This window comes from Shigella sp. FC1661 (assembly GCF_001712525.1).
Taxonomy (GTDB): Bacteria; Pseudomonadota; Gammaproteobacteria; order Enterobacterales; family Enterobacteriaceae; genus Escherichia; species Escherichia coli.
The window spans coordinates 1-26,008 of sequence record NZ_MDGW01000332.1 but is presented as its reverse complement, the minus strand read 5'-3'; the positions used below and the strand labels follow the sequence as shown (position 1 = coordinate 26,008).

Annotated in this window: 19 protein-coding genes, 5 pseudogenes and 1 other annotated feature; of the genes and pseudogenes, 12 read left to right on the top strand and 12 right to left on the bottom strand. The window is 51.6% G+C overall.

Annotated features, from left to right (window positions below; all coding sequences use genetic code 11):
• The 7 genes and pseudogenes from BFF42_RS17165 to acrA form a co-directional block, all read right to left on the bottom strand.
• On the bottom strand, positions 1-287 hold a 287-nt coding region (locus BFF42_RS17165; RefSeq protein WP_000567737.1), incomplete at its 3' end, for a transposase.
• 314 nt (positions 288-601) lie between these two features.
• Entirely contained in the window at positions 602-1,072 is a 471-nt protein-coding gene (locus BFF42_RS17160) for a YlaC family protein (protein ID WP_000136192.1), read from the bottom strand.
• A gap of 115 nt (positions 1,073-1,187) precedes the next feature.
• Positions 1,188-1,739, bottom strand: coding sequence for a maltose O-acetyltransferase (gene maa, locus BFF42_RS17155; protein WP_000102569.1), 552 nt, complete (start codon positions 1,737-1,739; stop codon positions 1,188-1,190).
• A 171-nt stretch (positions 1,740-1,910) separates the two neighbouring features.
• Positions 1,911-2,129 carry an HHA domain-containing protein gene (locus BFF42_RS17150; RefSeq protein WP_001291435.1) on the bottom strand — a complete coding sequence of 73 codons (219 nt, stop codon included), beginning with the start codon at positions 2,127-2,129 and terminating at the stop codon, positions 1,911-1,913.
• A 25-nt stretch (positions 2,130-2,154) separates the two neighbouring features.
• Positions 2,155-2,529 (bottom strand): annotated as a pseudogene (tomB, locus tag BFF42_RS17145) (Hha toxicity modulator TomB).
• A 545-nt stretch (positions 2,530-3,074) separates the two neighbouring features.
• Positions 3,075-6,224 carry an efflux RND transporter permease AcrB gene (gene acrB / locus BFF42_RS17140; protein WP_001132469.1) on the bottom strand — a complete coding sequence of 1,050 codons (3,150 nt, stop codon included), beginning with the start codon at positions 6,222-6,224 and terminating at the stop codon, positions 3,075-3,077.
• A gap of 22 nt (positions 6,225-6,246) precedes the next feature.
• Positions 6,247-7,440, bottom strand: coding sequence for a multidrug efflux RND transporter periplasmic adaptor subunit AcrA (gene acrA / locus BFF42_RS17135; protein WP_024258559.1), 1,194 nt, complete (start codon positions 7,438-7,440; stop codon positions 6,247-6,249).
• 141 nt (positions 7,441-7,581) lie between these two features.
• Here acrA and acrR point away from each other — a divergent pair, with 141 nt between their 5' ends.
• Together acrR and mscK are read left to right on the top strand one after the other, a co-directional pair.
• Entirely contained in the window at positions 7,582-8,229 is a 648-nt protein-coding gene (gene acrR / locus BFF42_RS17130; protein WP_000101737.1) for a multidrug efflux transporter transcriptional repressor AcrR, read from the top strand.
• A 127-nt stretch (positions 8,230-8,356) separates the two neighbouring features.
• Positions 8,357-11,719, top strand: coding sequence for a mechanosensitive channel MscK (mscK, locus tag BFF42_RS17125; protein ID WP_000177709.1), 3,363 nt, complete (start codon positions 8,357-8,359; stop codon positions 11,717-11,719).
• Positions 11,720-11,930: 211 nt separating this feature from the next.
• Here the strand turns inward: mscK and rsmS are convergent, their stop codons facing one another.
• The gene (gene rsmS, locus BFF42_RS17120; protein ID WP_000051146.1) at positions 11,931-12,092 is read right to left on the bottom strand and encodes a pleiotropic regulatory protein RsmS; all 162 of its coding nucleotides are present in this window, start codon (positions 12,090-12,092) and stop codon (positions 11,931-11,933) included.
• Between the two features lie 13 nt (positions 12,093-12,105).
• Positions 12,106-12,633, bottom strand: a complete 528-nt coding sequence (gene priC / locus BFF42_RS17115; protein ID WP_000844848.1) for a primosomal replication protein N'' — start codon at positions 12,631-12,633, stop codon at positions 12,106-12,108.
• 69 nt (positions 12,634-12,702) lie between these two features.
• On the opposite strand from priC, the pseudogene BFF42_RS17110 reads away from it, so the two are divergent.
• From BFF42_RS17110 to hemH, 8 genes and pseudogenes are all read left to right on the top strand, one after another.
• Positions 12,703-13,080 (top strand): annotated as a pseudogene (locus BFF42_RS17110) (DUF454 family protein).
• A 152-nt stretch (positions 13,081-13,232) separates the two neighbouring features.
• Complete coding sequence (gene apt, locus BFF42_RS17105; RefSeq protein WP_000127356.1) at positions 13,233-13,784, top strand: adenine phosphoribosyltransferase; 552 nt, start codon at positions 13,233-13,235, stop codon at positions 13,782-13,784.
• 128 nt (positions 13,785-13,912) lie between these two features.
• Positions 13,913-15,843 (top strand): annotated as a pseudogene (gene dnaX / locus BFF42_RS17100) (DNA polymerase III subunit gamma/tau).
• Positions 15,177-15,240 (top strand) — a sequence feature (DnaX frameshifting element). (Overlaps the previous pseudogene by 64 nt.)
• Positions 15,844-15,895: 52 nt before the next feature.
• Positions 15,896-16,225 (top strand): YbaB/EbfC family nucleoid-associated protein, encoded by a 330-nt coding sequence (locus BFF42_RS17090; protein ID WP_000467098.1) that lies wholly within the window; start codon positions 15,896-15,898, stop codon positions 16,223-16,225.
• Complete coding sequence (recR, locus tag BFF42_RS17085) at positions 16,225-16,830, top strand: recombination mediator RecR (RefSeq protein WP_001195025.1); 606 nt, start codon at positions 16,225-16,227, stop codon at positions 16,828-16,830. The genes BFF42_RS17090 and recR overlap by 1 nt, the downstream gene beginning before the upstream one ends.
• A 109-nt stretch (positions 16,831-16,939) precedes the next feature.
• Positions 16,940-18,795, top strand: a pseudogene (gene htpG, locus BFF42_RS17080) (molecular chaperone HtpG); the annotation flags it as partial.
• A gap of 196 nt (positions 18,796-18,991) precedes the next feature.
• On the top strand, positions 18,992-19,636 hold the full coding sequence (gene adk / locus BFF42_RS17075) for an adenylate kinase (protein ID WP_001220233.1): 645 nt from the start codon (positions 18,992-18,994) through the stop codon (positions 19,634-19,636).
• Between the two features lie 131 nt (positions 19,637-19,767).
• Positions 19,768-20,730 carry a ferrochelatase gene (hemH, locus tag BFF42_RS17070; RefSeq protein ID WP_039059020.1) on the top strand — a complete coding sequence of 321 codons (963 nt, stop codon included), beginning with the start codon at positions 19,768-19,770 and terminating at the stop codon, positions 20,728-20,730.
• Here hemH and aes read toward each other — a convergent pair.
• Positions 20,727-21,686 carry an acetyl esterase gene (aes, locus tag BFF42_RS17065; protein ID WP_000801833.1) on the bottom strand — a complete coding sequence of 320 codons (960 nt, stop codon included), beginning with the start codon at positions 21,684-21,686 and terminating at the stop codon, positions 20,727-20,729. The genes hemH and aes overlap by 4 nt on opposite strands.
• Positions 21,687-21,837: 151 nt before the next feature.
• Here aes and gsk point away from each other — a divergent pair, with 151 nt between their 5' ends.
• Positions 21,838-23,142 carry an inosine/guanosine kinase gene (gene gsk, locus BFF42_RS17060; protein WP_000671574.1) on the top strand — a complete coding sequence of 435 codons (1,305 nt, stop codon included), beginning with the start codon at positions 21,838-21,840 and terminating at the stop codon, positions 23,140-23,142.
• A gap of 132 nt (positions 23,143-23,274) precedes the next feature.
• On the opposite strand, the gene ybaL is transcribed toward gsk, so the two are convergent.
• Together ybaL and fsr are read right to left on the bottom strand one after the other, a co-directional pair.
• Positions 23,275-24,951: a YbaL family putative K(+) efflux transporter gene (ybaL, locus tag BFF42_RS17055; protein ID WP_000546219.1), complete on the bottom strand. Its 1,677-nt coding sequence runs from the start codon at positions 24,949-24,951 to the stop codon at positions 23,275-23,277.
• 237 nt (positions 24,952-25,188) lie between these two features.
• Positions 25,189-25,671: pseudogene (gene fsr / locus BFF42_RS17050) on the bottom strand (fosmidomycin MFS transporter); the annotation flags it as partial.
• A 56-nt stretch (positions 25,672-25,727) separates the two neighbouring features.
• On the opposite strand from fsr, the gene BFF42_RS17045 reads away from it, so the two are divergent.
• A complete protein-coding gene (locus BFF42_RS17045) occupies positions 25,728-26,003 on the top strand; it encodes an IS1-like element transposase (RefSeq protein WP_001317300.1) in 276 nt (91 codons plus the stop codon).
• The last annotated feature ends 5 nt before the right edge of the window (positions 26,004-26,008 follow it).

Sequence of the window (26,008 nt, the reverse complement as noted above, 5' to 3'; positions counted from 1 at the left end):
AGTTCATTTTCCATCGTTTTCTTGCCGAGCAGGCGCTGGAGTTCTTTAATCTGCTTCATGGCGGCAGCAAGTTCAGAGGCAGGAACAACCTGTTCTCCGGCGGCCACAGCAGTAAGACTTCCTTCCTGGTATTGCTTACGCCAGAGAAATAACTGGCTGGCTGCTACACCATGTTGCCGGGCAACGAGGGAGACCGTCATCCCCGGTTCAAAGCTCTGCTGAACAATTGCGATCTTTTCCTGTGTGGTACGCCGTCTGCGTTTCTCCGGCCCTAAGACATCAATCATCTGTACTCCAATGACTAGTCTAAAAACTAGTATTAAGACTATCACTTATTTAAGTGATACTGGTTGTCTGGAGATTCAGGGGGCCAGTCTACAGCAATACTGAAAGAATCAGTACTCCCGAAATAAGGCCGACCAGATGTCGTGTTCTCACCAGCATATCCTTATTAACACAGTGTAGGGAAAGTATATCTGATTGTGGAAAAAGGCTGGCAGGAGATAAGGAGGTAGAGCTGGTATTTCATGAAGTGATGGGTGGAAACGATCATTGTCATTTGACCAAGCGCAGAGCTTTACGCCTGGTATGTAACCCTAACTTAAGATGTTGATTCGGCGCGAGCGAGGGTAAAAATATCGTAAAAAGACAGTTCACCTTTACGGACGATCATTTTTTGCAGTTGTTCCTTATGAACATCCGCGACACGCGGAGAGTTCAAGATGGCTTCAACCAGCGCGGCAGGTACAAAGCGCGTGTTGTACCATTCGCCGTTATAGCAAACGCGGAAATCCAGCACGTCGATATCTTCATAGCGGTAGCGTGGGTAGACATCGAAAAAGAAGAAACCATTAAGCAGGATAAATAATACAACCAGTAGCCAGACAGAGCCTGACAGCGTTTCGGACTGCAACATCACCGCCAGGGTGGCAAAAAAAGCAACGTACATACCGATAAACAGCCCCGGATGTTTACGGATAAAACTGATACTAAAGCGGGGTTTGTTGTCGCGTTTTTCGCGGGTATTCAGAGACTCAATCGTTTCGGTCAGCAGGCGTTGTATTTCGGTCATCGTTTGCCTTCGTGGTATCTGCAACTTTCCAGGGAACACCCTATTTTAACGTGGGAATAGTAGAGGGGAAGTAACAGATCTACCACAATTTTGCATAACAGTTGCGAAAAACCGATTACAATTTTTTAATTATTCTGGCTGGATTACCGCCCACGACAACGTTGTCCGGGACACCTTTTGTGACAACTGCACCTGAAGCTACCACGACGTTATCACCAATGGTCACACCAGGGTTAATGACCGCGCGTCCGCCAATCCAGACGTTATTACCGATGGTGACGGGTTTCCCCAGTTCAGCACCGCTATTACGTGCTACAGGGTCGATGGGATGTGTTGCCGTGTAGATATGAACGCCTGGTGCCAACATACAGTTATCACCGATGCGAATAGGGCAGACATCAAGCATCACGCAATCGAAGTTGGCGAAAAAATTATTGCCGAGAAAAATGTTATAGCCATAATCACAGCGAAACGTTGGCTCAATATAAGCCTCTGTCACCTGACCGAATAAATCAGCGAGAATTTGCTGGCGTAATGTGTGCTCTTCCGCCAGGGAATGATTGTATCGGTGAATAAGCTGACGAGCGCGCAGGCGATCGCGAGATAACGTCTCATCTGCCGAGCGATACAACTCACCAGCAATCATCTTTTCTTTTTCTGTGCTCATTACTGACCTCCGGTTGCTGAAAATGCGGCAACACAGTAAGACGAAAAGTCAGTGAACAGAACGTTCCCATTACATCTGTGTGATAAAGATCACATAGGGTATGTCTTCATGGTGAAAAAGTATAAAATTCTTAATAAACAGCCGGTTATAGCTCCGAAAGCGAATTATTTATTAGCGAATAAATTTCCATACTGAGGAAGGGATCTTGTCGTATAGTTTATTCATGGTCAATTCGGCGAGGCGGTGATCTGCGGCTGAGTAAAATACCGCCAGTTCATTATCTGATAATTCGTATTTATTTTTCTCGATAACACGCTCCAGCGTGTCAATTGTCTGGCAACGACGTAAACGCATTAAATAATCGGTTTTCGTTAAAGGTTTTTCGGACATACTTCTACCCATGGTTGTAATAATTCTAACAAGATAAACTCGCAGGATTCTCTTTCGTCGCATTGACAAAACAACGGAATAGTCGATTACCTGACTTCCGCCATTTCTGAAGATCCTGCATATTAATACCATAACTACTGAACAACATAAAGGTGTCATCCAGATATTCGTCGATCTGCTCAATGAGCTTATTGTCTTCATTATACTTAATTTTGTAATTAAGTGCGAAGGTCGCAATATGCTCAATCAGTTCATTCAACTGGAGGTTGATCGCCTAGGTTGGGTCGTTAACCCAGCCATAATTGCTTTCTTCAAGGTTTGCAAGGCAGTCATGATACAGGGTTTCACAGAGAAACTTAAGCTGTGCGATATCATGTCTTTTGGGTGAGTATTCATCCATAACGCGTCCCCTTCTTAGCGGTTGAACTAACGGACACCTTTCGGGATGGAAAAAACTTACTGACCTGGACTTGCCCTCTCGTTTGTTAGCTTAACTATAAGCCACTCTTTGCAGGTTTTCATCGCATTATTACGAAAAATTACAATTAGGAAGGAATCGGGACAGGACTTACTTTTTCATACTAGCACTAACCCGCAGCAGGTAAAAGCAGTTTGCTCGAACTGTTCATAACATTTCAGGATTATCGCCAGATGAAATTGGTGACACTAATACCAGGATTGCTCTGAATATGACGTAATAACCGAGGAATGAATAAAGAATTACCGCAAATAATTAAGAATAGCCTCTAAATGATTATGGATTATTAAATCTATTAGCGCTACTTAATATAAATTAACTAACAATCAGTATTTTTTATGAATTTTATCCGTGGTTAATACTGGTTTTCGTATGAGATCCTGAGTTGGTGGTTCAATTACTCCTTAATGTTCGTAGGTTATGCATAAAAAAGGCCGCTTGCGCGGCCTTAGTGATTACACGTTGTATCAATGATGATCGACAGTATGGCTGTGCTCGATATCTTCATTCTTGCGGCTAAAGCGGCGGCGAACCACCACAAAGAATACCGGAACGAAGAAGATTGCCAGTACCGTTGCGGTCACCATCCCGCCCATTACACCGGTACCTACTGCGTTCTGCGCGCCGGAACCAGCACCAGTACTGATAACCAGCGGCATAACGCCGAGGATAAACGCCAGCGAGGTCATCAGGATCGGACGTAAACGCATCCGCACTGCATCAAGCGTCGCTTCAATCAGACCTTTACCTTCTTTATCCATCAAGTCTTTGGCGAATTCGACGATAAGTATCGCGTTCTTCGCCGACAACCCAATGGTTGTGAGCAGGCCTACCTGGAAGTAAACGTCATTGGTCAGGCCACGGAAGGTGGCAGCCAGCAACGCACCGATAACCCCCAGCGGAACGACCAGCATAACGGAGAACGGAATCGACCAGCTCTCGTACAGCGCCGCCAGACACAGGAATACGACAATCAACGAAATCGCGTACAGTGAAGGTGCCTGGTTGCCGGAGAGGCGTTCCTGATAGGACATCCCCGTCCAGTCATAGCCAACACCGGTAGGCAGTTTGCTCGCCAGTTGTTCCATTAGCTCCATTGCTTCACCGGTACTTTTACCCGGTGCCGCCTGGCCTAAGATTTCCATGGATGGCAGGCCATTGTAACGTTCCAGACGCGGCGAACCGTACTCCCAACGAGAAGAGGAGAATGCCGAGAACGGCACCATCTGACCATCAGCAGCACGAACATACCAGTCGCCGATATCATCCGGCAGCATACGGTATTTCGCTTCTGACATGACGTAAACTTTCTTCACACGACCGCGGTCGATAAAGTCGTTCACATAGCTACCGCCCCATGCAGCGCCCAGAGTGGTGTTAATGTCGTTGATAGAAACACCCAGCGCCTGCGCTTTTTCCTGGTCGATATCAATCTTAAACTGCGGGGTATCTTCCAGACCGTTTGGACGTACGCTGGTCAACATATCAGGATGCTTTGCTGCTTCTGCAAGCAGCTGGTTACGCGCCTGAGTCAGTTTTTCGTGACCAAGGCCAGCCTGGTCAATCAGCTCAAAGTCAAAGCCGGTTGCAGTACCCAGTTCCACGATTGCGGGCAGGTTAAAGGCGAAAACCATCGCATCTTTGATTTGCGAGAAAGCGCGTGTTGCACGCATGGTAATCGCTTCAACTTTGTTTTCTTCGCCCGGACGATCGGCCCAGTCCTTCAAGGAAACGAACGCAATACCGGTATTCTGACCACGTCCCGCAAAGCCGAAGCCGTTAACGGCGAACACCGACTCAACGTTGTTCTTTTCTTTGGTCAGATAGTAATGCGTTACCTCATTGAGCACTTTCTGCGTACGTTCCTGCGTTGCACCTGCTGGCAGCTGAACCATGGTCATAAATACGCCCTGGTCCTCATCTGGCAAGAAGGAGCTTGGCAGACGCACGAACAGATAGGCCATGCCGACCACGATGATCAGATACAGCACCAGGTAACGCCCCGTACTGCGCAGAATACCGCCTACGCTGTCGGTGTAGTGGTGCGTGCTCTTCTCGAACATGCGGTTAAACCAGCCGAAGAAGCCTTTTTTACCTTCCCCGTGATCGCCTTTGGCAATCGGTTTCAGCATGGTGGCACAAAGAGCCGGAGTCAGGATCAACGCTACCAGTACCGACAGCGCCATTGCTGAAACAATGGTAATAGAGAACTGACGATAGATAGCACCAGTAGAACCGCCAAAGAAGGCCATCGGTACGAATACCGCTGACAGTACCATCGCGATACCGACCAGAGCGCCCTGAATCTGCCCCATCGACTTACGGGTAGCTTCTTTTGGCGGCAAACCTTCTTCCGCCATAACACGCTCCACGTTTTCTACCACAACGATAGCGTCATCCACCAACAAGCCGATGGCGAGCACCATCCCGAACATTGTTAGCGTGTTTATCGAGAAGCCAAAGGCGGCAAGGACGGCAAAGGTCCCGAGCAATACCACCGGTACGGCAATGGTCGGAATCAACGTCGCGCGGAAGTTCTGCAGGAACAGATACATAACCAGGAACACGAGGATGATCGCTTCGACCAGCGTTTTAACCACTTCGTGAATAGAGATTTTCACGAACGGCGTGGTGTCGTACGGGTAAACAATTTTCAGACCCGACGGGAAGAACGGTTCCATCTTCGCCAGTTCAGCACGGATTGCCGCAGCGGTATCCAGCGCATTTGCACCGGTCGCCAGCTTGATCCCCAGACCGGAAGCCGGTTGGCCGTTAAACTCTGCGATGATGTCGTAGTTCTCACCACCCAGCTCAATCTTCGCCACATCACGCAGCAGGACGCGGGAACCATCCTGATTCACTTTCAGCAGGATTTTGCCGAACTCTTCAGTAGAGGTCAGACGCGTCTGAGCAATAATAGAGGCGTTAAGCTGTTGGCCTTTCACCGGCGGCGTACCACCGAGCTGACCCGCCGCAACCTGGGCGTTCTGCGCTTTGATGGCGGTAATGACATCAACCGGCGTTAGCTGGAATTTGTTCAGCTCATTCGGGTTCATCCAGATACGCATCGCGTACTGTGAACCGAACAACTGAACATCACCCACGCCCGACGTACGGCTGATGGCATCTTTCATATTCGCCGCTACGTAGTCAGAGATATCCTCCTGCGTCATGGTGCCATCGGTGTTGATAACGCCGACAACCATCAGGAAGCTGCTGGATGATTTCTCAACGCTCACCCCTTGCTGCTGAACTTCTTGCGGCAGCAACGGCATCGCCAGCTGCAGTTTGTTCTGCACCTGAACCTGCGCGATATCCGCATCAGTACCAGACTCAAAGGTCAGGGTGATCTGCACGGTACCCGTGGAGTCACTGTTAGAGGACATGTACATCAGGTTATCGATACCGTTCATATTCTGTTCGATAACCTGTGTCACCGTGTCCTGCACTGTTTTCGCATCAGCGCCGGGGTAGGAGGCGGAGATCGTTACTGCCGGCGGTGCAATCGTAGGATATTGCGCCACCGGCAGTTTGAGGATCGCCAGCCCCCCTGCCAACATGATGATAATGGCGATCACCCACGCAAAAATCGGGCGATCGATAAAGAAATTAGGCATGTCTTAACGGCTCCTGTTTAAGTTAAGACTTGGACTGTTCAGGCTGAGCACCGCTTGCGGCTTGCTGGTTATTATCAGCGGTAACTTCTTGTGCTTTTACCTGGACACCAGGACGCACTTTCTGCAGCCCACTTATTACTACGCGATCGCCTGCTTTCAGACCTTCTGTCACCAGCCACTTATCGCCAATAGCCTGGCTTGCAACGATCGGACGGGTTTCCACTTTGTCATCCGCGCCAACTACCAGTACGGTGGCATCACCACGCGGCGTACGGGTTACGCCCTGTTGCGGGACTAAAATAGCGTTTGGATTAAGCCCTTCTTCCAGACGTGCGCGCACGAACATACCCGGCAGCAGAGTGTGATCCGGGTTCGGGAAGATAGCGCGTAGGGTGATAGACCCAGTGGTCTGATCAACGGTAACGTCAGAGAATTCCAGCGTACCGTCCTGCGGGAACTTAATGCCGTCACTGGTGATCAGCGACACTTTGGCTTTGCCGTTCTCTTGTTTCAGCGTGCCATTCGCCAGTTCCTGTTTCAGGCGCAGGAAGTCGTTGCTGGACTGGGTCACATCAACGTAGATCGGATCAAGTTGCTGCACGGTTGCCAGCGCAGTCGCCTGACCGTTCTGTACCAATGCGCCTTCCGTCACGTTCGACTTACCAATGCGACCGCTAATCGGAGCGGTGACTTTGGTGTAAGCCAGATTGATCCGCGCAGTTTCAACGGCAGCTTTCGCCGCAGTTACCGCAGCATTCGCCTGTTGCGCATCAGCCAGAGCCTGATCGTACTCTTGCTTACTGATGTACTGAGTACCGAGCAGTTTCTGATAACGATTCACCGTCAATTGCGCGATATTGGCTGCAGCCTGGGCTTTCGCCAGATCACCTTTCGCACTGTCGTATGTCGCCTGATAGGTCGCAGGATCAATCTGATAGAGAGAGACACCAGCTTCGATGTCGCTACCTTCTTTGAAATTACGCTTCAGGATAATCCCGCTAACTTGAGGACGAACTTCTGCGATCCGGTAGGCACTGGTGCGACCCGGAAGCTCGGTTGTGATCTGCAGAGGTTCAGTTTTGACTGTTACTACGCCAACGGCGGGCATCTGCTGGCCACCTTGTTGGGCCTGTTTGTCGTCACATCCTGTTAGGGCTAAGCTGCCTGAGAGCATCAGAACGACCGCCAGAGGCGTAAACCCTCTGTTTTTGTTCATATGTAAACCTCGAGTGTCCGATTTCAAATTGGTCAATGGTCAAAAGTTAATAAACCTATTGCTGCGTTTATATTATCGTCGTGCTATGGTACATACATTCACAAATGTATGTAAATCTAACGCCTGTAAATTCACGAACATATGGCACGAAAAACCAAACAAGAAGCGCAAGAAACGCGCCAACACATCCTCGATGTGGCTCTACGTCTTTTCTCACAGCAGGGGGTATCATCCACCTCGCTGGGTGAGATTGCAAAAGCAGCTGGCGTTACGCGCGGTGCAATCTACTGGCATTTTAAAGACAAGTCGGATTTGTTCAGTGAGATCTGGGAACTGTCAGAATCCAATATTGGTGAACTAGAGCTTGAGTATCAGGCAAAATTCCCTGGCGATCCACTCTCAGTATTAAGAGAGATATTAATTCATGTTCTTGAATCCACGGTGACAGAAGAACGACGTCGATTATTGATGGAGATTATATTCCACAAATGCGAATTTGTCGGAGAAATGGCTGTTGTGCAACAGGCACAACGTAATCTCTGTCTGGAAAGTTATGACCGTATAGAACAAACGTTAAAACATTGTATTGAAGCGAAAATGTTGCCTGCGGATTTAATGACGCGTCGGGCAGCAATTATTATGCGCGGCTATATTTCCGGCCTGATGGAAAACTGGCTCTTTGCCCCGCAATCTTTTGATCTTAAAAAAGAAGCCCGCGATTACGTCGCCATCTTACTGGAGATGTATCTCCTGTGCCCCACGCTTCGTAATCCTGCCACTAACGAATAACCCTGAATCTGACTCCAGGATTTTTCCTGGACATTTTCGTCGTTGCTATTCTGGTTCACTGCGTCGTGATATTCTTGCGGTTTGACTTTTTCAGGTCGTTCTTCAGGTTCAGAAACCTTCATTCATCATGACTATGTTCCAGTATTACAAACGATCACGGCATTTTGTTTTTTCAGCATTTATTGCTTTTGTTTTTGTCTTGTTATGCCAGAACACGGCGTTTGCGCGGGCGTCATCGAATGGTGATCTGCCGACAAAAGCGGACCTGCAGGCGCAACTTGACTCACTAAATAAACAAAAAGATCTTTCTGCTCAGGACAAACTGGAGCAGCAGGATCTGACAGATACATTAGCCACCCTCGATAAAATCGATCGCATAAAAGAAGAGACAGTTCAGCTACGGCAAAAAGTCGCTGAAGCGCCGGAAAAAATGCGCCAGGCGACCGCGGCGTTAACAGCACTTAGCGATGTCGATAACGACGAAGAAACGCGCAAAATTCTGAGTACGCTTTCGTTGCGCCAGCTGGAAACTCGCGTTGCCCAGGCGCTGGACGATTTGCAAAACGCACAAAACGATCTGGCGTCTTATAACAGCCAGCTGGTTTCGTTACAGACGCAGCCCGAACGCGTGCAAAATGCGATGTATAACGCTTCGCAGCAGCTGCAACAAATTCGCAGTCGTCTGGATGGGACTGATGTCGGCGAGACTGCCTTACGTCCCAGCCAGAAAGTGTTAATGCAGGCTCAGCAGGCGTTGCTGAATGCGGAGATTGACCAGCAGCGTAAAAGCCTGGAAGGGAACACCGTCTTGCAGGATACCTTGCAAAAGCAACGTGATTACGTGACGGCGAACAGCGCCCGTCTGGAGCACCAGTTGCAGCTGTTGCAAGAAGCGGTAAACAGCAAGCGCCTGACTTTAACTGAAAAAACGGCGCAGGAAGCCGTCTCCCCGGATGAAGCCGCGCGTATTCAGGCTAATCCGCTGGTGAAACAGGAACTGGAAATTAACCAGCAGTTAAGTCAGCGTCTGATTACCGCGACTGAAAACGGTAATCAGTTGATGCAGCAAAACATTAAAGTCAAAAACTGGCTGGAGCGGGCGCTGCAATCGGAACGCAATATTAAAGAGCAGATTGCCGTCCTGAAGGGCAGCCTGCTGTTGTCTCGTATCCTTTACCAGCAACAACAAACGCTGCCCTCGGCGGATGAACTGGAAAACATGACCAACCGCATCGCGGATTTGCGTCTCGAACAGTTTGAAGTTAACCAGCAGCGTGATGCACTCTTCCAGAGCGATGCGTTCGTCAACAAACTGGAAGAAGGTCACACCAACGAAGTCAACAGCGAAGTTCACGATGCGTTATTGCAAGTGGTTGATATGCGTCGCGAATTGCTGGATCAACTCAACAAACAGTTGGGTAACCAGCTGATGATGGCCATTAACCTGCAAATCAACCAGCAGCAGTTAATGAGCGTATCGAAAAACCTGAAATCCATCCTGACTCAGCAAATCTTTTGGGTGAACAGTAACCGTCCAATGGACTGGGACTGGATCAAAGCGTTCCCGCAAAGCCTGAAAGATGAATTTAAGTCGATGAAAATCACGGTGAACTGGGAAAAAGCCTGGCCTGCCGTTTTTATCGCTTTCCTCGCCGGTTTGCCGCTGCTGTTGATTGCCGGGCTGATCCACTGGCGTCTGGGCTGGCTGAAAGCGTATCAACAAAAACTGGCTTCCGCTGTGGGTTCCCTGCGTAACGATAGCCAGCTCAACACACCAAAAGCGATCCTTATCGACCTGATCCGCGCGCTGCCGGTGTGCCTGATTATTCTCGCGGTTGGCCTGATTCTGTTGACCATGCAGCTCAACATCAGCGAACTGCTATGGTCGTTCAGCAAAAAACTGGCGATTTTCTGGCTGGTGTTTGGCCTGTGCTGGAAGGTACTGGAGAAGAACGGCGTTGCCGTGCGTCACTTCGGCATGCCGGAACAGCAGACCAGCCACTGGCGTCGGCAAATTGTCCGCATCAGTCTCGCATTGCTGCCTATCCATTTCTGGTCTGTGGTGGCAGAACTTTCCCCGCTGCATCTGATGGATGATGTGCTGGGGCAAGCGATGATTTTCTTCAACCTGCTGCTGATTGCCTTCCTGGTATGGCCAATGTGCCGCGAAAGCTGGCGTGATAAAGAGTCGCACACCATGCGACTGGTCACCATTACCGTGCTGTCGATTATCCCGATTGCATTGATGGTGCTGACTGCCACGGGTTATTTCTACACCACGCTGCGCCTCTCCGGGCGTTGGATTGAAACCGTTTATCTGGTGATCATCTGGAACTTGCTCTACCAGACGGTATTGCGCGGCTTAAGCGTAGCGGCGCGGCGTATCGCCTGGCGTCGTGCGCTGGCGCGTCGGCAGAATCTGGTGAAAGAGGGCGCAGAAGGTGCCGAACCGCCGGAAGAACCCACCATTGCACTGGAACAGGTTAACCAGCAGACGCTGCGTATTACCATGTTGCTGATGTTTGCGCTGTTCGGTGTCATGTTCTGGGCAATTTGGTCCGATTTGATCACCGTGTTCAGCTATCTCGACAGCATTACGCTCTGGCATTACAACGGTACTGAAGCTGGCGCTGCGGTGGTGAAAAACGTCACCATGGGCAGTCTGTTGTTTGCGATTATCGCCTCAATGGTGGCCTGGGCGTTGATTCGCAACCTGCCTGGTTTGCTGGAAGTGCTGGTGCTCTCGCGACTGAATATGCGCCAGGGCGCGTCGTATGCCATTACTACCATCCTTAACTACATCATTATTGCCGTTGGTGCGATGACGGTGTTCGGATCGCTGGGCGTCTCTTGGGATAAACTCCAGTGGCTGGCGGCAGCATTATCCGTAGGTCTTGGTTTTGGTTTACAAGAAATTTTCGGTAACTTCGTCTCCGGTTTGATCATTCTGTTCGAACGTCCGGTGCGTATTGGCGATACGGTAACCATTGGTAGCTTCTCGGGGACGGTAAGTAAGATCCGTATTCGTGCGACAACGATTACCGATTTCGATCGCAAAGAAGTGATCATCCCGAACAAAGCGTTTGTTACCGAGCGTCTGATCAACTGGTCGTTGACTGACACTACTACGCGTCTGGTGATCCGTCTCGGCGTGGCCTATGGCTCCGATCTGGAAAAAGTGCGTAAAGTGTTACTGAAGGCGGCGACTGAGCACCCAAGGGTGATGCACGAACCAATGCCGGAAGTCTTCTTTACGGCGTTTGGTGCCAGCACGTTGGATCATGAGCTGCGTCTGTATGTGCGTGAACTGCGTGACCGTAGTCGTACTGTCGATGAGCTGAACCGTACTATCGATCAGCTGTGCCGTGAAAACGACATCAACATTGCCTTTAACCAGCTTGAAGTGCATCTGCACAACGAGAAGGGCGATGAGGTGACGGAAGTAAAACGCGACTACAAAGGCGATGACCCGACGCCAGCGGTAGGGTAATAACCAAAGGGGGCGACATTTAGTTGCCCCGAGATTACTGACAAAGTGCGCGTTGTTCATGCCGGATGCGGCGTGACCGCCTTATCCGGCCTACGAAACCGCAAGAATTCAATGTATTGCAGGAGCGGTGTAGGCCTGATAAGCGTAGCGCATCAGGCAGTTTTGCGTTTGCCCACAATCTTAGGGGACATTTAGCGGCCCCATTTATTTCTCACTTTTCCGCCTCATCATCGCGCGTTAATTTCTTTTCATAATCGCGTTTTACAATATCCAGCGCGCGCAGCACGGTGCGGGCTGGGATCTGATTTTCTTCCAGCAGCACAATCAAATCGACAGCCAGTTTGACATCGTCAGGGGCATTTTCCAGTGACATACTCTCTCCATTGCTAGCGGGTTAAGCGCGCTAGCCTGTTTTCGATTTTTTCCAGCGCATGGCGGCAGCGTGCCAGGCGCGCTTCATAGGCTTCCACTTCACGATGCAGCGTTTGCTGTTCCACGAGATCGGTCACCCGCGCCAGGCGGGCTCTGCGTTCGGCAACCATCTCACGTAGCCGCCGCTCAAAATCCTGATGCTGAATACGTTTACGCTGCCAGCGGGCAATTTTCGGTGGCGCACTGTCCCACTCGCGCAATGACCAGGCGGAGGCTTCACGCGCGATGGCTTCCAGTTGTGCCGCCAGATGTTCCGCCAGCCAGGCCACTTGCGGCAGCTGTTGCTGCTCAACTGCATGACGAAGCGCAGCCAGATTATCGCCCGCCTCATCGAGACAAGCCTGCAGTGTTGTCGCACGGGTTTGAAAAAGGTGTCTGTCAAAACGGGCACTTAGCGTGGCAAATTGCGCTACCGGGGCACAACGCTGACGCAGCGTAGCGAGCTGTCCTTCCAGTTTTTCCAGCAGCAGGGCGGTTTTCACGATAAGACCTCAATGAAAATGATAATTGTTATGCTAAAGTAGCCACTCTGTAAGCTGACAACACTCAATATGCAACGAATCATTTTAATCATCATTGGCTGGCTGGCGGTAGTGCTGGGTACGCTGGGCGTGGTATTACCGGTATTACCGACGACGCCGTTTATCCTGCTGGCGGCCTGGTGCTTTGCCCGTTCTTCCCCGCGCTTTCACGCCTGGTTGCTGTACCGCTGATGGTTTGGCAGCTATCTACGTTTCTGGCAGAAACATCATGCGATGCCGCGCGGCGTCAAACCGCGGGCGATTTTGCTTATTTTGCTCACGTTTGCCATTTCTCTGTGGTTCGTCCAGATGCCATGGGTGCGCATCATGTTGCTGGTAATTCTCGCCTGTTTGCTTTTCTATATGTGGCGAATTCCGGTGATTGATGAAAAGCAAGAAAAGCACTGAAGCACAACAATCGCAGTTGCAATTATTGCGTACAGCCAGTACATTCTGGCGTTTTCGAGCACAGGCGCAGGCGGTCAAAGGTTAAACAACTGTTACTTTTGATACGTTTAAAACGCGCCGTGAGTACCACCGTAACAAGCAGGCATACACTTATGACCGCGACTGCACAGCAGCTTGAGTATCTCAAAAATAGCATCAAAAGCATTCAGGACTACCCAAAACCCGGCATTCTTTTCCGCGATGTCACCAGCTTACTGGAAGACCCGAAAGCTTACGCTCTCAGCATCGACTTGCTGGTTGAGCGTTACAAAAATGCGGGCATTACCAAAGTTGTCGGCACCGAAGCGCGTGGCTTCTTGTTTGGCGCTCCGGTAGCTCTGGGTCTGGGCGTTGGCTTTGTACCGGTCCGTAAACCGGGCAAACTGCCGCGTGAAACCATCAGTGAAACTTACGACCTGGAATACGGCACCGATCAGCTGGAGATCCACGTTGATGCCATCAAACCGGGCGACAAAGTTCTGGTGGTGGACGATCTGCTGGCAACCGGCGGCACTATCGAAGCGACCGTTAAACTGATCCGTCGTCTGGGTGGTGAAGTGGCTGACGCTGCGTTCATTATCAACCTGTTCGATCTCGGCGGCGAACAGCGTCTCGAAAAACAGGGCATTACCAGCTACAGCCTTGTCCCGTTCCCGGGCCATTAATTATCGCCAGTCTTGTGCTGCCCACGCTACGGACAGCACAAGATGTGCATTCAGCCTCGCCGTTCTGACGGGGCTGTGTTAGCATTACCCCTTCGTGAATCCACCTTCCAGCGTTTCAGAGCCTGCCAATGAGTTATCAGGTCTTAGCCCGAAAATGGCGCCCACAAACCTTTGCTGACGTCGTCGGCCAGGAACATGTGCTGACCGCACTGGCGAACGGCTTGTCGTTAGGGCGTATTCATCATGCTTATCTTTTTTCCGGTACCCGTGGCGTCGGAAAAACCTCTATCGCCCGACTGCTGGCGAAGGGGCTAAACTGCGAAACCGGCATTACCGCGACGCCGTGCGGCGTGTGCGATAACTGTCGTGAAATCGAGCAGGGGCGCTTTGTCGATCTGATTGAAATCGACGCCGCCTCGCGCACCAAAGTTGAAGATACCCGCGACCTGCTGGATAACGTCCAGTACGCTCCGGCGCGTGGTCGTTTCAAAGTTTATCTGATCGACGAAGTGCATATGCTGTCGCGCCACAGCTTTAACGCACTGTTAAAAACCCTTGAAGAGCCGCCGGAGCACGTTAAGTTTCTGCTGGCGACGACCGATCCACAGAAATTGCCGGTGACGATTTTGTCGCGCTGTTTGCAATTTCATCTCAAGGCGCTGGATGTCGAGCAAATTCGCCATCAACTTGAGCACATCCTCAACGAAGAACATATCGCTCACGAGCCGCGGGCGTTGCAATTGCTGGCGCGCGCCGCTGAAGGCAGCCTGCGAGATGCCTTAAGTCTGACCGACCAGGCGATTGCCAGCGGTGACGGCCAGGTTTCAACCCAGGCAGTCAGTGCGATGCTGGGTACGCTTGATGACGATCAGGCGCTGTCGCTGGTTGAAGCGATGGTCGAGGCCAACGGCGAGCGCGTAATGGCGCTGATTAATGAAGCCGCTGCCCGTGGTATCGAGTGGGAAGCGTTGCTGGTGGAAATGCTCGGCCTGTTGCATCGTATTGCGATGGTACAACTTTCGCCTGCTGCACTTGGCAACGACATGGCCGCCATTGAGCTGCGGATGCGTGAACTGGCGCGCACCATACCGCCGACGGATATTCAGCTTTACTATCAGACGCTGTTGATTGGTCGCAAAGAATTACCGTATGCGCCGGACCGCCGCATGGGCGTTGAGATGACGCTGCTGCGCGCGCTGGCGTTCCATCCACGTATGCCTCTGCCTGAGCCAGAAGTGCTGCGCCAGTCCTTTGCACCCGTCGCGCCAACGGCAGTAATGACGCCAACCCAGGTGCCGCCGCAACCGCAATCAGCGCCGCAGCAGGCACCGACTGTACCGCTCCCGGAAACCACCAGCCAGGTGCTGGCGGCGCGCCAGCAGTTGCAGCGCGTGCAGGGAGCAACCAAAGCAAAAAAGAGTGAACCGGCAGCCGCTACCCGCGCGCGGCCGTGAATAACGCTGCGCTGGAAAGACTGGCTTCGGTCACCGATCGCGTTCAGGCGCGTCCGGTGCCATCGGCGCTGGAAAAAGCGCCAGCCAAAAAAGAAGCGTATCGCTGGAAGGCGACCACTCCGGTGATGCAGCAAAAAGAAGTGGTCGCCACGCCGAAGGCGCTGAAAAAAGCGCTGGAACATGAAAAAACGCCGGAACTGGCGGCGAAGCTAGCGGCAGAAGCCATTGAGCGCGACCCGTGGGCGGCACAGGTGAGTCAACTTTCGCTACCAAAACTGGTCGAACAGGTGGCCTTAAATGCCTGGAAAGAGGAGAGCGACAACGCAGTATGTCTGCATTTGCGCTCCTCTCAGCGGCATTTGAACAACCGCGGTGCACAGCAAAAACTGGCTGAAGCGTTGAGCACGTTAAAAGGTTCAACGGTTGAACTGACTATCGTTGAAGATGATAATCCCGCGGTGCGTACGCCGCTGGAATGGCGTCAGGCGATATACGAAGAAAAACTTGCGCAGGCGCGCGAGTCCATTATTGCGGATAATAATATTCAGACCCTGCGTCGGTTCTTCGATGCGGAGCTGGATGAAGAAAGTATCCGCCCCATTTGATCGTAAGCACAGCTTACGTTCGTCATCCTTAACGTGATTGAGAGAGAAACCTATGTTTGGTAAAGGCGGTCTGGGTAACCTGATGAAGCAAGCCCAGCAGATGCAAGAAAAAATGCAGAAAATGCAGGAAGAGATCGCGCAGCTGGAAGTCACCGGCGAATCTGGCGCAGGTCTGGTAAAAGTGACCATCAACGGTGCACACAACTGCCGTCGCGTAGAGATCGACCCGAGCCTGCTGGAAGACGACAAAGAGATGCTGGAAGACCTGGTGGCTGCAGCATTCAACGACGCAGCACGTCGTATTGAAGAAACGCAGAAAGAAAAAATGGCCTCTGTATCCTCCGGAATGCAGCTGCCGCCTGGCTTTAAGATGCCGTTCTGATGCAAACCAGCCCGCTGTTAACACAGCTTATGGAAGCACTGCGCTGTCTGCCGGGCGTTGGCCCGAAGTCGGCGCAGCGTATGGCGTTCACGCTGCTTCAGCGCGATCGTAGCGGCGGGATGCGTCTGGCGCAGGCGCTCACCCGGGCGATGTCGGAAATCGGCCACTGCGCCGATTGCCGCACTTTCACCGAACAGGAAGTCTGTAACATCTGTTCGAATCCGCGTCGTCAGGAAAACGGTCAAATCTGTGTGGTGGAGAGTCCGGCGGACATCTACGCCATTGAGCAGACGGGGCAGTTTTCTGGTCGTTATTTTGTGTTGATGGGGCATCTGTCACCGCTGGACGGCATCGGTCCGGATGATATCGGGCTTGACCGTCTGGAACAGCGTCTGGCAGAGGAAAAAATCACTGAAGTGATCCTCGCCACCAATCCCACGGTTGAAGGTGAAGCTACCGCTAACTACATTGCCGAGCTTTGCGCGCAATATGACGTGGAAGCCAGCCGAATCGCTCATGGCGTACCGGTTGGCGGCGAACTGGAAATGGTCGATGGCACCACGCTGTCACACTCCCTTGCCGGGCGTCATAAGATTCGTTTTTAAGCAAACGAGAGCAGGATCACCTGCTCTCGCTTGAAATTATTCTCCCTTGTCCCCATCTCTCCCTCATCCTGTTTTTAACCTTAAAATGGCATTATTGAGGTAGACCTACATGAAAGGACAAGAAACTCGTGGTTTTCAGTCAGAAGTGAAACAGCTTCTGCACCTGATGATCCATTCTCTCTATTCCAATAAAGAAATCTTCCTGCGTGAGCTTATCTCTAACGCCTCCGATGCGGCGGACAAGCTGCGTTTCCGTGCGCTATCTAACCCGGACCTGTACGAAGGTGATGGCGAACTGTGCGTTCGTGTCTCTTTCGATAAAGACAAGCGCACGCTGACCATCTCCGATAACGGCGTGGGGATGACCCGCGACGAAGTGATTGACCATCTGGGGACTATCGCTAAATCCGGTACCAAATCATTCCTCGAATCCCTGGGTTCTGACCAGGCGAAAGACAGCCAGCTGATCGGTCAGTTTGGTGTTGGTTTCTACTCTGCGTTTATCGTGGCCGACAAAGTGACTGTGCGTACTCGCGCGGCAGGCGAAAAACCAGAAAACGGCGTCTTCTGGGAATCGGCTGGCGAAGGTGAATATACCGTTGCCGACATCACCAAAGAAGATCGTGGTACTGAAATCACCCTGCATCTGCGTGAAGGCGAAGACGAGTTCCTCGATGACTGGCGCGTGCGTTCCATCATCAGCAAATACTCCGACCATATCGCGCTGCCGGTAGAGATCGAAAAACGCGAAGAGAAAGACGGCGAAACCGTTATCTCCTGGGAGAAAATCAACAAAGCGCAGGCGCTGTGGACTCGTAACAAGTCGGAAATCACCGATGAAGAGTACAAAGAGTTCTACAAACACATCGCCCACGACTTTAATGATCCGCTGACCTGGAGCCACAACCGCGTTGAAGGTAAGCAGGAGTACACCAGCCTGCTGTACATCCCGTCCCAGGCTCCGTGGGATATGTGGAACCGTGATCATAAACACGGCCTGAAACTGTACGTCCAGCGTGTGTTCATCATGGACGACGCAGAACAGTTCATGCCGAACTATCTGCGCTTCGTGCGTGGTCTGATTGACTCCAGCGATCTGCCGCTGAACGTTTCCCGTGAAATCCTCCAGGACAGCACGGTAACGCGTAACCTGCGCAATGCGCTGACCAAGCGTGTGCTGCAAATGCTGGAAAAACTGGCGAAAGACGACGCGGAAAAATACCAGACCTTCTGGCAACAGTTTGGCCTGGTACTGAAAGAAGGTCGGCGGAAGATTTCGCTAACCAGGAAGCGATCGCCAAACTGCTGCGTTTTGCTTCTACCCATACCGATTCTTCTGCGCAGACCGTATCTCTGGAAGACTACGTTTCCCGCATGAAAGAAGGGCAGGAGAAAATCTACTACATCACCGCAGACAGCTATGCGGCAGCGAAGAGCAGCCCGCACCTGGAACTGCTGCGTAAGAAAGGCATCGAAGTTCTGCTGCTTTCCGACCGCATCGATGAGTGGATGATGAACTATCTGACTGAGTTCGACGGTAAACCGTTCCAGTCGGTGTCTAAAGTTGACGAGTCGCTGGAAAAACTGGCTGACGAAGTTGATGAGAGCGCGAAAGAAGCGGAGAAAGCACTGACTCCGTTCATCGACCGTGTGAAAGCCTTGCTCGGCGAGCGCGTGAAAGATGTCCGTCTGACTCACCGTCTGACCGATACGCCAGCGATCGTTTCGACCGACGCGGACGAAATGAGCACTCAGATGGCGAAACTGTTCGCTGCGGCGGGCCAGAAAGTGCCAGAAGTGAAATACATCTTCGAACTGAACCCGGATCACGTACTGGTGAAACGTGCGGCAGATACTGAAGATGAAGCGAAGTTCAGCGAGTGGGTAGAACTGCTGCTGGATCAGGCGCTGCTGGCAGAACGCGGCACGCTGGAAGATCCGAACCTGTTTATTCGTCGTATGAACAGCTGCTGGTTTCCTGATGTCATGCCGATGACCTTTGTGTCATCCGGCATTTTTCTTTTCATCATCTGCACTTTCCGCAAATTATCTCGCCATTAACCGTTTCAGCCTCAGGTGCCTTTCTTGAGGCAATCGCCTGTTGGTGGTATCGTTTATCGCTTTTTCAAAAAATTCGACACATTTTAAGGGGATTTTCGCAATGCGTATCATTCTGCTTGGCGCTCCGGGCGCGGGGAAAGGGACTCAGGCTCAGTTCATCATGGAGAAATATGGTATTCCGCAAATCTCCACTGGCGATATGCTGCGTGCTGCGGTCAAATCTGGCTCCGAGCTGGGTAAACAAGCAAAAGACATTATGGATGCTGGCAAACTGGTCACCGACGAACTGGTGATCGCGCTGGTTAAAGAGCGCATTGCTCAGGAAGACTGCCGTAATGGTTTCCTGTTGGACGGCTTCCCGCGTACCATTCCGCAGGCAGACGCGATGAAAGAAGCGGGCATCAATGTTGATTACGTTCTGGAATTCGACGTACCGGACGAACTGATTGTTGATCGTATCGTAGGCCGCCGCGTTCATGCGCCGTCTGGTCGTGTTTATCACGTTAAATTCAATCCGCCGAAAGTAGAAGGCAAAGACGACGTTACCGGTGAAGAACTGACTACCCGTAAAGACGATCAGGAAGAAACCGTACGTAAACGTCTGGTTGAATACCATCAGATGACTGCACCGCTGATCGGCTACTACTCCAAAGAAGCGGAAGCGGGTAACACCAAATACGCGAAAGTTGACGGCACCAAGCCGGTTGCTGAAGTTCGCGCTGATCTGGAAAAAATCCTCGGCTAATCAAGCCGCAGCAGATCTGCTTTCGGGCAGGTCTGCTCATCCACCTCAGGCAATACCTCTCACAGCAATTAGTTCTTCTTCCTCACTTTTCCGCTACAATTATCAACAAGTTGAATCGATAAGAGGCGGTAATGCGTCAGACTAAAACCGGTATCCTGCTGGCAAACCTGGGTACGCCCGATGCCCCCACACCTGAAGCGGTAAAACGCTATCTGAAACAATTTTTAAGCGACAGACGCGTGGTTGATACCTCACGGTTGTTATGGTGGCCATTGCTGCGCGGCGTTATTTTGCCGCTGCGCTCGCCGCGTGTGGCGAAGCTGTATGCCTCTGTCTGGATGGAAGGTGGCTCGCCGCTGATGGTTTACAGCCGCCAGCAACAGCAGGCGCTGGCACAACGTTTACCGGAGACGCCCGTAGCGCTGGGAATGAGCTACGGCTCGCCATCACTGGAAAGCGCCGTCGATGAACTCCTGGCAGAGCATGTAGATCATATTGTGGTGCTGCCGCTTTATCCGCAATTCTCCTGTTCTACGGTCGGTGCGGTATGGGATGAACTGGCACGCATTCTGGCGCGCAAACGTAGCATTCCGGGGATATCGTTTATTCGTGATTACGCCGATAACCACGATTACATTAATGCACTGGCGAACAGCGTACGCGCTTCTTTTGCCAAACATGGCGAACCGGATCTGCTGCTGCTCTCTTATCATGGCATTCCCCAGCGTTATGCAGATGAAGGCGATGATTACCCGCAACGTTGCCGCACAACGACTCGCGAACTGGCTTCCGCACTGGGGATGGCACCGGAAAAAGTGATGATGACCTTTCAGTCGCGCTTTGGCCGGGAACCCTGGCTGATGCCTTATACCGACGAAACGCTGAAAATGCTCGGAGAAAAAGGCGTAGGTTATATACAGGTGATGTGCCCGGGCTTTGCTGCGGATTGTCTGGAGACGCTGGAAGAGATTGCCGAGCAAAACCGTGAGGTCTTCCTCGGTGCCGGTGGGAAAAAATATGAATATATTCCAGCGCTTAATGCCACGCCAGAACATATCGAAATGATGGCTAATCTTGTTGCCGCGTATCGCTAAAGCTGAGCGGTAAAGAACTGAGCGCCGTCGCGAAGAGCCTCGTCGGCGGTTTTCATCATTCGTGAATAATGCAAAAAGACATGCAGCGTACCTGGGTAGAGTTTGAACTCACAGGGCTGCTGATGCGCCGCTAACGTCTGGTAAAGCAGACGGCTGTCATCCAGCAGCGGATCGAACTCCGCCCCGGCAATAAAACAGGGCGGAACTTCGCGAGTGAGATCATTATTAAACAGACAGTAATACGGTGACTCGCGGTCCGCGTCGTTGCTTAAATACGCCTCTTCATACATCTGCAAATCCTGTTGCGTTAAGCCATCCCAGACACCGCCCAACAGACGACGAGTCACGGAATCCCGTAATCCGTAAAGCCCATACCACAGCAAAACACCCGCAATTTTACCGCAATCGATCTGTTTATCACGCAACCACAACGCACTGGCGAGCGCCAGCATGGCACCTGCGGAATCACCGGCAAAGCCAATGCGGGACATATTGATTTGATAATCCTCCGCCTGCTGGTGGAAATAACAACAAGCAGCCACAATTTCCTCTATCGCTTGCGGAAAACGCGCTTCAGGTGAAAGGGGGTAATCAATACCAATCACCGTACATTGGCTGTAGCTTGCCAGCAGGCGCATGATGCGATCGTGGGTATCGAGATTGCCGAGAATAAAACCGCCTCCATGCAAATAAAATAGCGTCGCCGGGCTATCTGGCTGCGGACAAAAGAGACGTGTTTCCACCTGCCCATATTTTGTTGGAACCATGTAAGCTCTGGTTGCCATTTCTGGAGCGCCCGCATTCCAGAATCGGCGCTCAAGCGTGTAATACTGTCGTTGCTCAGCAATCGTTCCCGTTGCGGGCCAGGACGGTAAATCCGGCTGAAGAGTATTCACAACGGTCTTCATTTCAGCAGAAATAAGGTCCAGAACAGGTAGTTTGTTTTCCGGCTTCATACAAAAACTCCTTTCAAATTACGTCATTGTAAGGAACCACTGCCATGAAAATGCGATCCCGCCTGCTGATATTGAAACTGGCTGCGTCTCGCGCGCTCCCGTCAGATTGTGTTAACATTCGCCGCTCAGTTAACCACCCGTAAAAACAACCATGAAATTTCCCGGTAAACGTAAATCCAAACATTACTTCCCTGTAAATGCACGCGATCCGCTGCTTCAGCAATTCCAGCCAGAAAACGAAACCAGCGCCGCCTGGGTCGTAGGTATTGACCAGACGCTGGTCGATATTGAAGCGAAAGTGGATGATGAATTCATTGAGCGTTATGGATTAAGCGCCGGGCATTCACTGGTGATTGAGGATGACGTAGCCGAAGCGCTTTATCAGGAGCTAAAACAGAAAAACCTGATTACCCATCAGTTTGCGGGTGGCACCATTGGTAACACCATGCACAACTACTCGGTGCTCGCGGACGACCGTTCGGTGCTGCTGGGCGTCATGTGCAGCAATATTGAAATTGGCAGTTATGCCTATCGTTACCTGTGTAACACTTCCAGCCGTACCGATCTTAACTATCTACAAGGCGTGGATGGCCCGATTGGTCGTTGCTTTACGCTGATTGGCGAGTCCGGGGAACGTACCTTTGCTATCAGTCCAGGCCACATGAACCAGCTGCGGGCTGAAAGCATTCCGGAAGATGTGATTGCCGGAGCCTCGGCACTGGTTCTCACCTCTTATCTGGTGCGTTGCAAACCGGGTGAACCCATGCCGGAAGCAACCATGAAAGCCATTGAGTACGCGAAGAAATATAACGTACCGGTGGTGCTGACGCTGGGCACCAAGTTTGTCATTGCCGAGAATCCGCAGTGGTGGCAGCAATTCCTCAAAGATCACGTCTCTATCCTTGCGATGAACGAAGATGAAGCCGAAGCGTTGACCGGAGAAAGCGATCCGTTGTTGGCATCTGACAAGGCGCTGGACTGGGTAGATCTGGTGCTGTGCACCGCCGGGCCAATCGGCTTGTATATGGCGGGCTTTACCGAAGACGAAGCGAAACGTAAAACCCAGCATCCGCTGCTGCCGGGCGCTATAGCGGAATTCAACCAGTATGAGTTTAGCCGCGCCATGCGCCACAAGGATTGCCAGAATCCGCTGCGTGTATATTCGCACATTGCGCCGTACATGGGAGGGCCGGAAAAAATCATGAACACTAATGGAGCGGGGGATGGCGCATTGGCAGCGTTGCTGCATGACATTACCGCCAACAGCTACCATCGTAGCAACGTACCAAACTCCAGCAAACATAAATTCACCTGGTTAACTTATTCATCGTTAGCGCAGGTGTGTAAATATGCTAACCGTGTGAGCTATCAGGTACTGAACCAGCATTCACCTCGTTTAACGCGCGGCTTGCCGGAGCGTGAAGACAGCCTGGAAGAGTCTTACTGGGATCGTTAAGTTATCGTCGGTTCGTAGGCCAGATAAGGCGTTCACGCCGCATCTGGCATTTGGCTCTCGATGCCTGATGCGACGCTGGCGCGTCTTATCATGCCTACATATTTTTCATATTTTACATCCGGCAACCACCGTTTACCCCGTCACCACCTCACCCGCCGGTGGCGTTTCCAGCAGTTCCAGCATGGTACGGGCGATTTCACGCTCGCCCATCACTACCTGATTCGCACCACGTTCGGTGATATACGCCACTTCATCGTCATAATGGGCGCGGGCAATAATCTCAATATCCGGATTTTTCGCGCGGGCAGATGCCACAATCTCACCCGCTTCATAACCGTTGGGAATCGTCAGGATCAGCCATTTTGCACATTCCAGATGCGCCAGTTGCATAATTTCTTCGTTCGCCGCATTGCCCAATACTGCGCGGACCCCGCGCTCTCGCAGCTCATCAACACGGGTTCGTGACGTCTCAATCACCACCAGCGGAATATCAGAGGCGAGCAATTTCTCCCCCAGCAGGCTGCCTACACGACCGTAACCCACCAGTAGCGCATGGTTGCAAATATCCACTGGGATCTGCTTCTCTTCTTCGATTGCCTCTTCCAGCGTCTGCTCTTCCAGCGTTTTGGTCTTCGCCAGATATTTCTCCAGTAGTGCGAACAGTACCGGGTTGAGCATAATCGACAGGATCGCCCCTGCCAGTACCAGGTTTTGTCCGGCCTGCGGCAGTAAATTCAATGCCATTCCCAGTCCCGCCAGGATAAACGCGAACTCACCAATCTGCGCCAGGCTGGCGGCGATGGTTAATGCCGTACGTTGGGAGTGACCAAACAGTCGCACTAGGAAAAATGCGGCTAACGACTTACCAAACAGAATAATCGCCAGCGTCGCCAGCACTGCCAGCGGTTGCTGAATCAGAATTAACGGATCAAACAACATCCCGACGGAGACAAAAAACAGCACCGCAAACGCGTCGCGCAATGGCAGCGTATCGTGGGCGGCACGGTGACTCAGTTCAGACTCGTTCAGTACCATCCCGGCAAAGAACGCACCGAGTGCAAAGGAGACATCAAACAGCTCTACCGCACCAAAGGCAATCCCTAACGCCAGCGCCAGCACCGACAGGGTAAACAGCTCGCGAGAACCGGTTGCCGCGCTGCGTGCCATAATCCACGGCACCAGACGGCGACCTACCAGCATCATAATGGCGATAAATGCGATCACTTTGCCGATGGTGATCCCCATATCGACTGCAAGAGTGGCAAAGCCCACATCGCCCTGTTCCATCATTCCTGCCACTGCGGGCAGCAACACCAGCGTCAGAACCATTACCAGGTCTTCCACAATCAACCAACCGATGGCGATTTGCCCACGCTGACTGTCAATTAATTGCCGTTCTTCAAGTGCGCGCAGTAACACCACGGTACTGGCGGTGGAAAGACATAAACCGAACACGATACCGGGCATTAACGACCAGCCCAGCACGGCAGAGAGCGCCATACCCAGCAGCGTCGCCACGGCTATCTGGGCGATCGCACCGGGAATGGCGATGGCCTTTACCGCCATCAAATCCTTCAGCGAAAAGTGCAAACCGACGCCAAACATCAACAGAATGACGCCCAGTTCAGCCAGTTCCGGCGCAAGCTTGGTATCGGCAACAAAGCCCGGAGTGAATGGTCCTGCCAGCACACCCGCTAACAGATATCCCACCAGAGGAGAAATACGTAGTTTATTGGCCAGCATGCCGAGGATAAAGGCGAGCACAAGGCCGCCAACAATGGTGGTGATAAGCGGGGTGGCGTGATGCATTCCGTCTCCTTTTCCTGGTGGTTATTGTCCATTTTTGGCCGGGAAAACCAAAATTACAGGTAATAGTTTATGACAATTTCATTGATGATGTTCATGAATAATTATTGAATTTTGCAGAAAAATGGAATTAGCTGCAAAAAAAGCACGGTTCGGAAAACAGAAGGCGGTTTAACAGAGGAAAGGCTTATGGCGACTGTAAAACGATGCAGCCAAAGTTTGCCTTTGGCTGCAATGAAATCAGTCTTTATGCCGGTTATCAGGCAGGAATATGGTCAACATCCCCAATAGTGGCAGGAAAGCACAGATTTTATAGACTAACTCGATGCTGGTGTGATCGGCGATAAGCCCCAGAACTGCCGCTCCCAGACCTCCCATGCCAAAAGCAAAACCGAAAAAGAGTCCAGAAACCATACCGATACGTCCCGGAAGTAGCTCCTGAGCGTAGACCAGAATGGCAGATAATGCCGAAGCGAGGATAAATCCAATAATCACCGTTAAAACCCCCGTCCAGTGCAGGCTGGCGTAGGGTAAAATCAGCGTAAACGGCGCAACGCCGAGGATAGAGCCCCAAATCACATATTTCCGTCCAATTTTATCCCCTACAGGCCCGCCGATCACTGTACCTGCCGCAACGGCAAACAGGAAGGCAAACAGATGAAGCTGGGCATTCTGGATAGATAATCCGAATTTTTGCATCAGATAAAAGGTGTAATAGCTGCTGGGTAATGCTGCCAACTTACTGATTTAGTGTATGATGGTGATTTTAAGGTGCTTGCGTGGCTTCCATTTCCATCAGATGTCCTTCCTGCTCCGCTACTGAAGGCGTGGTGCGTAACGGCAAAAGCACTGCCGGACATCAGCGCTATCTCTGCTCTCATTGCCGTAAAACATGGCAACTACAGTTCACTTACACCGCCTCTCAGCCCGGTACGCACCAGAAAATCATTGATATGGCCATGAATGGCGTCGGATGTCGCGCCAGTGCACGCATTATGGGCGTTGGCCTCAACACGGTTTTACGTCACTTAAAAAACTCAGGCCGCAGTCGGTAACCTCG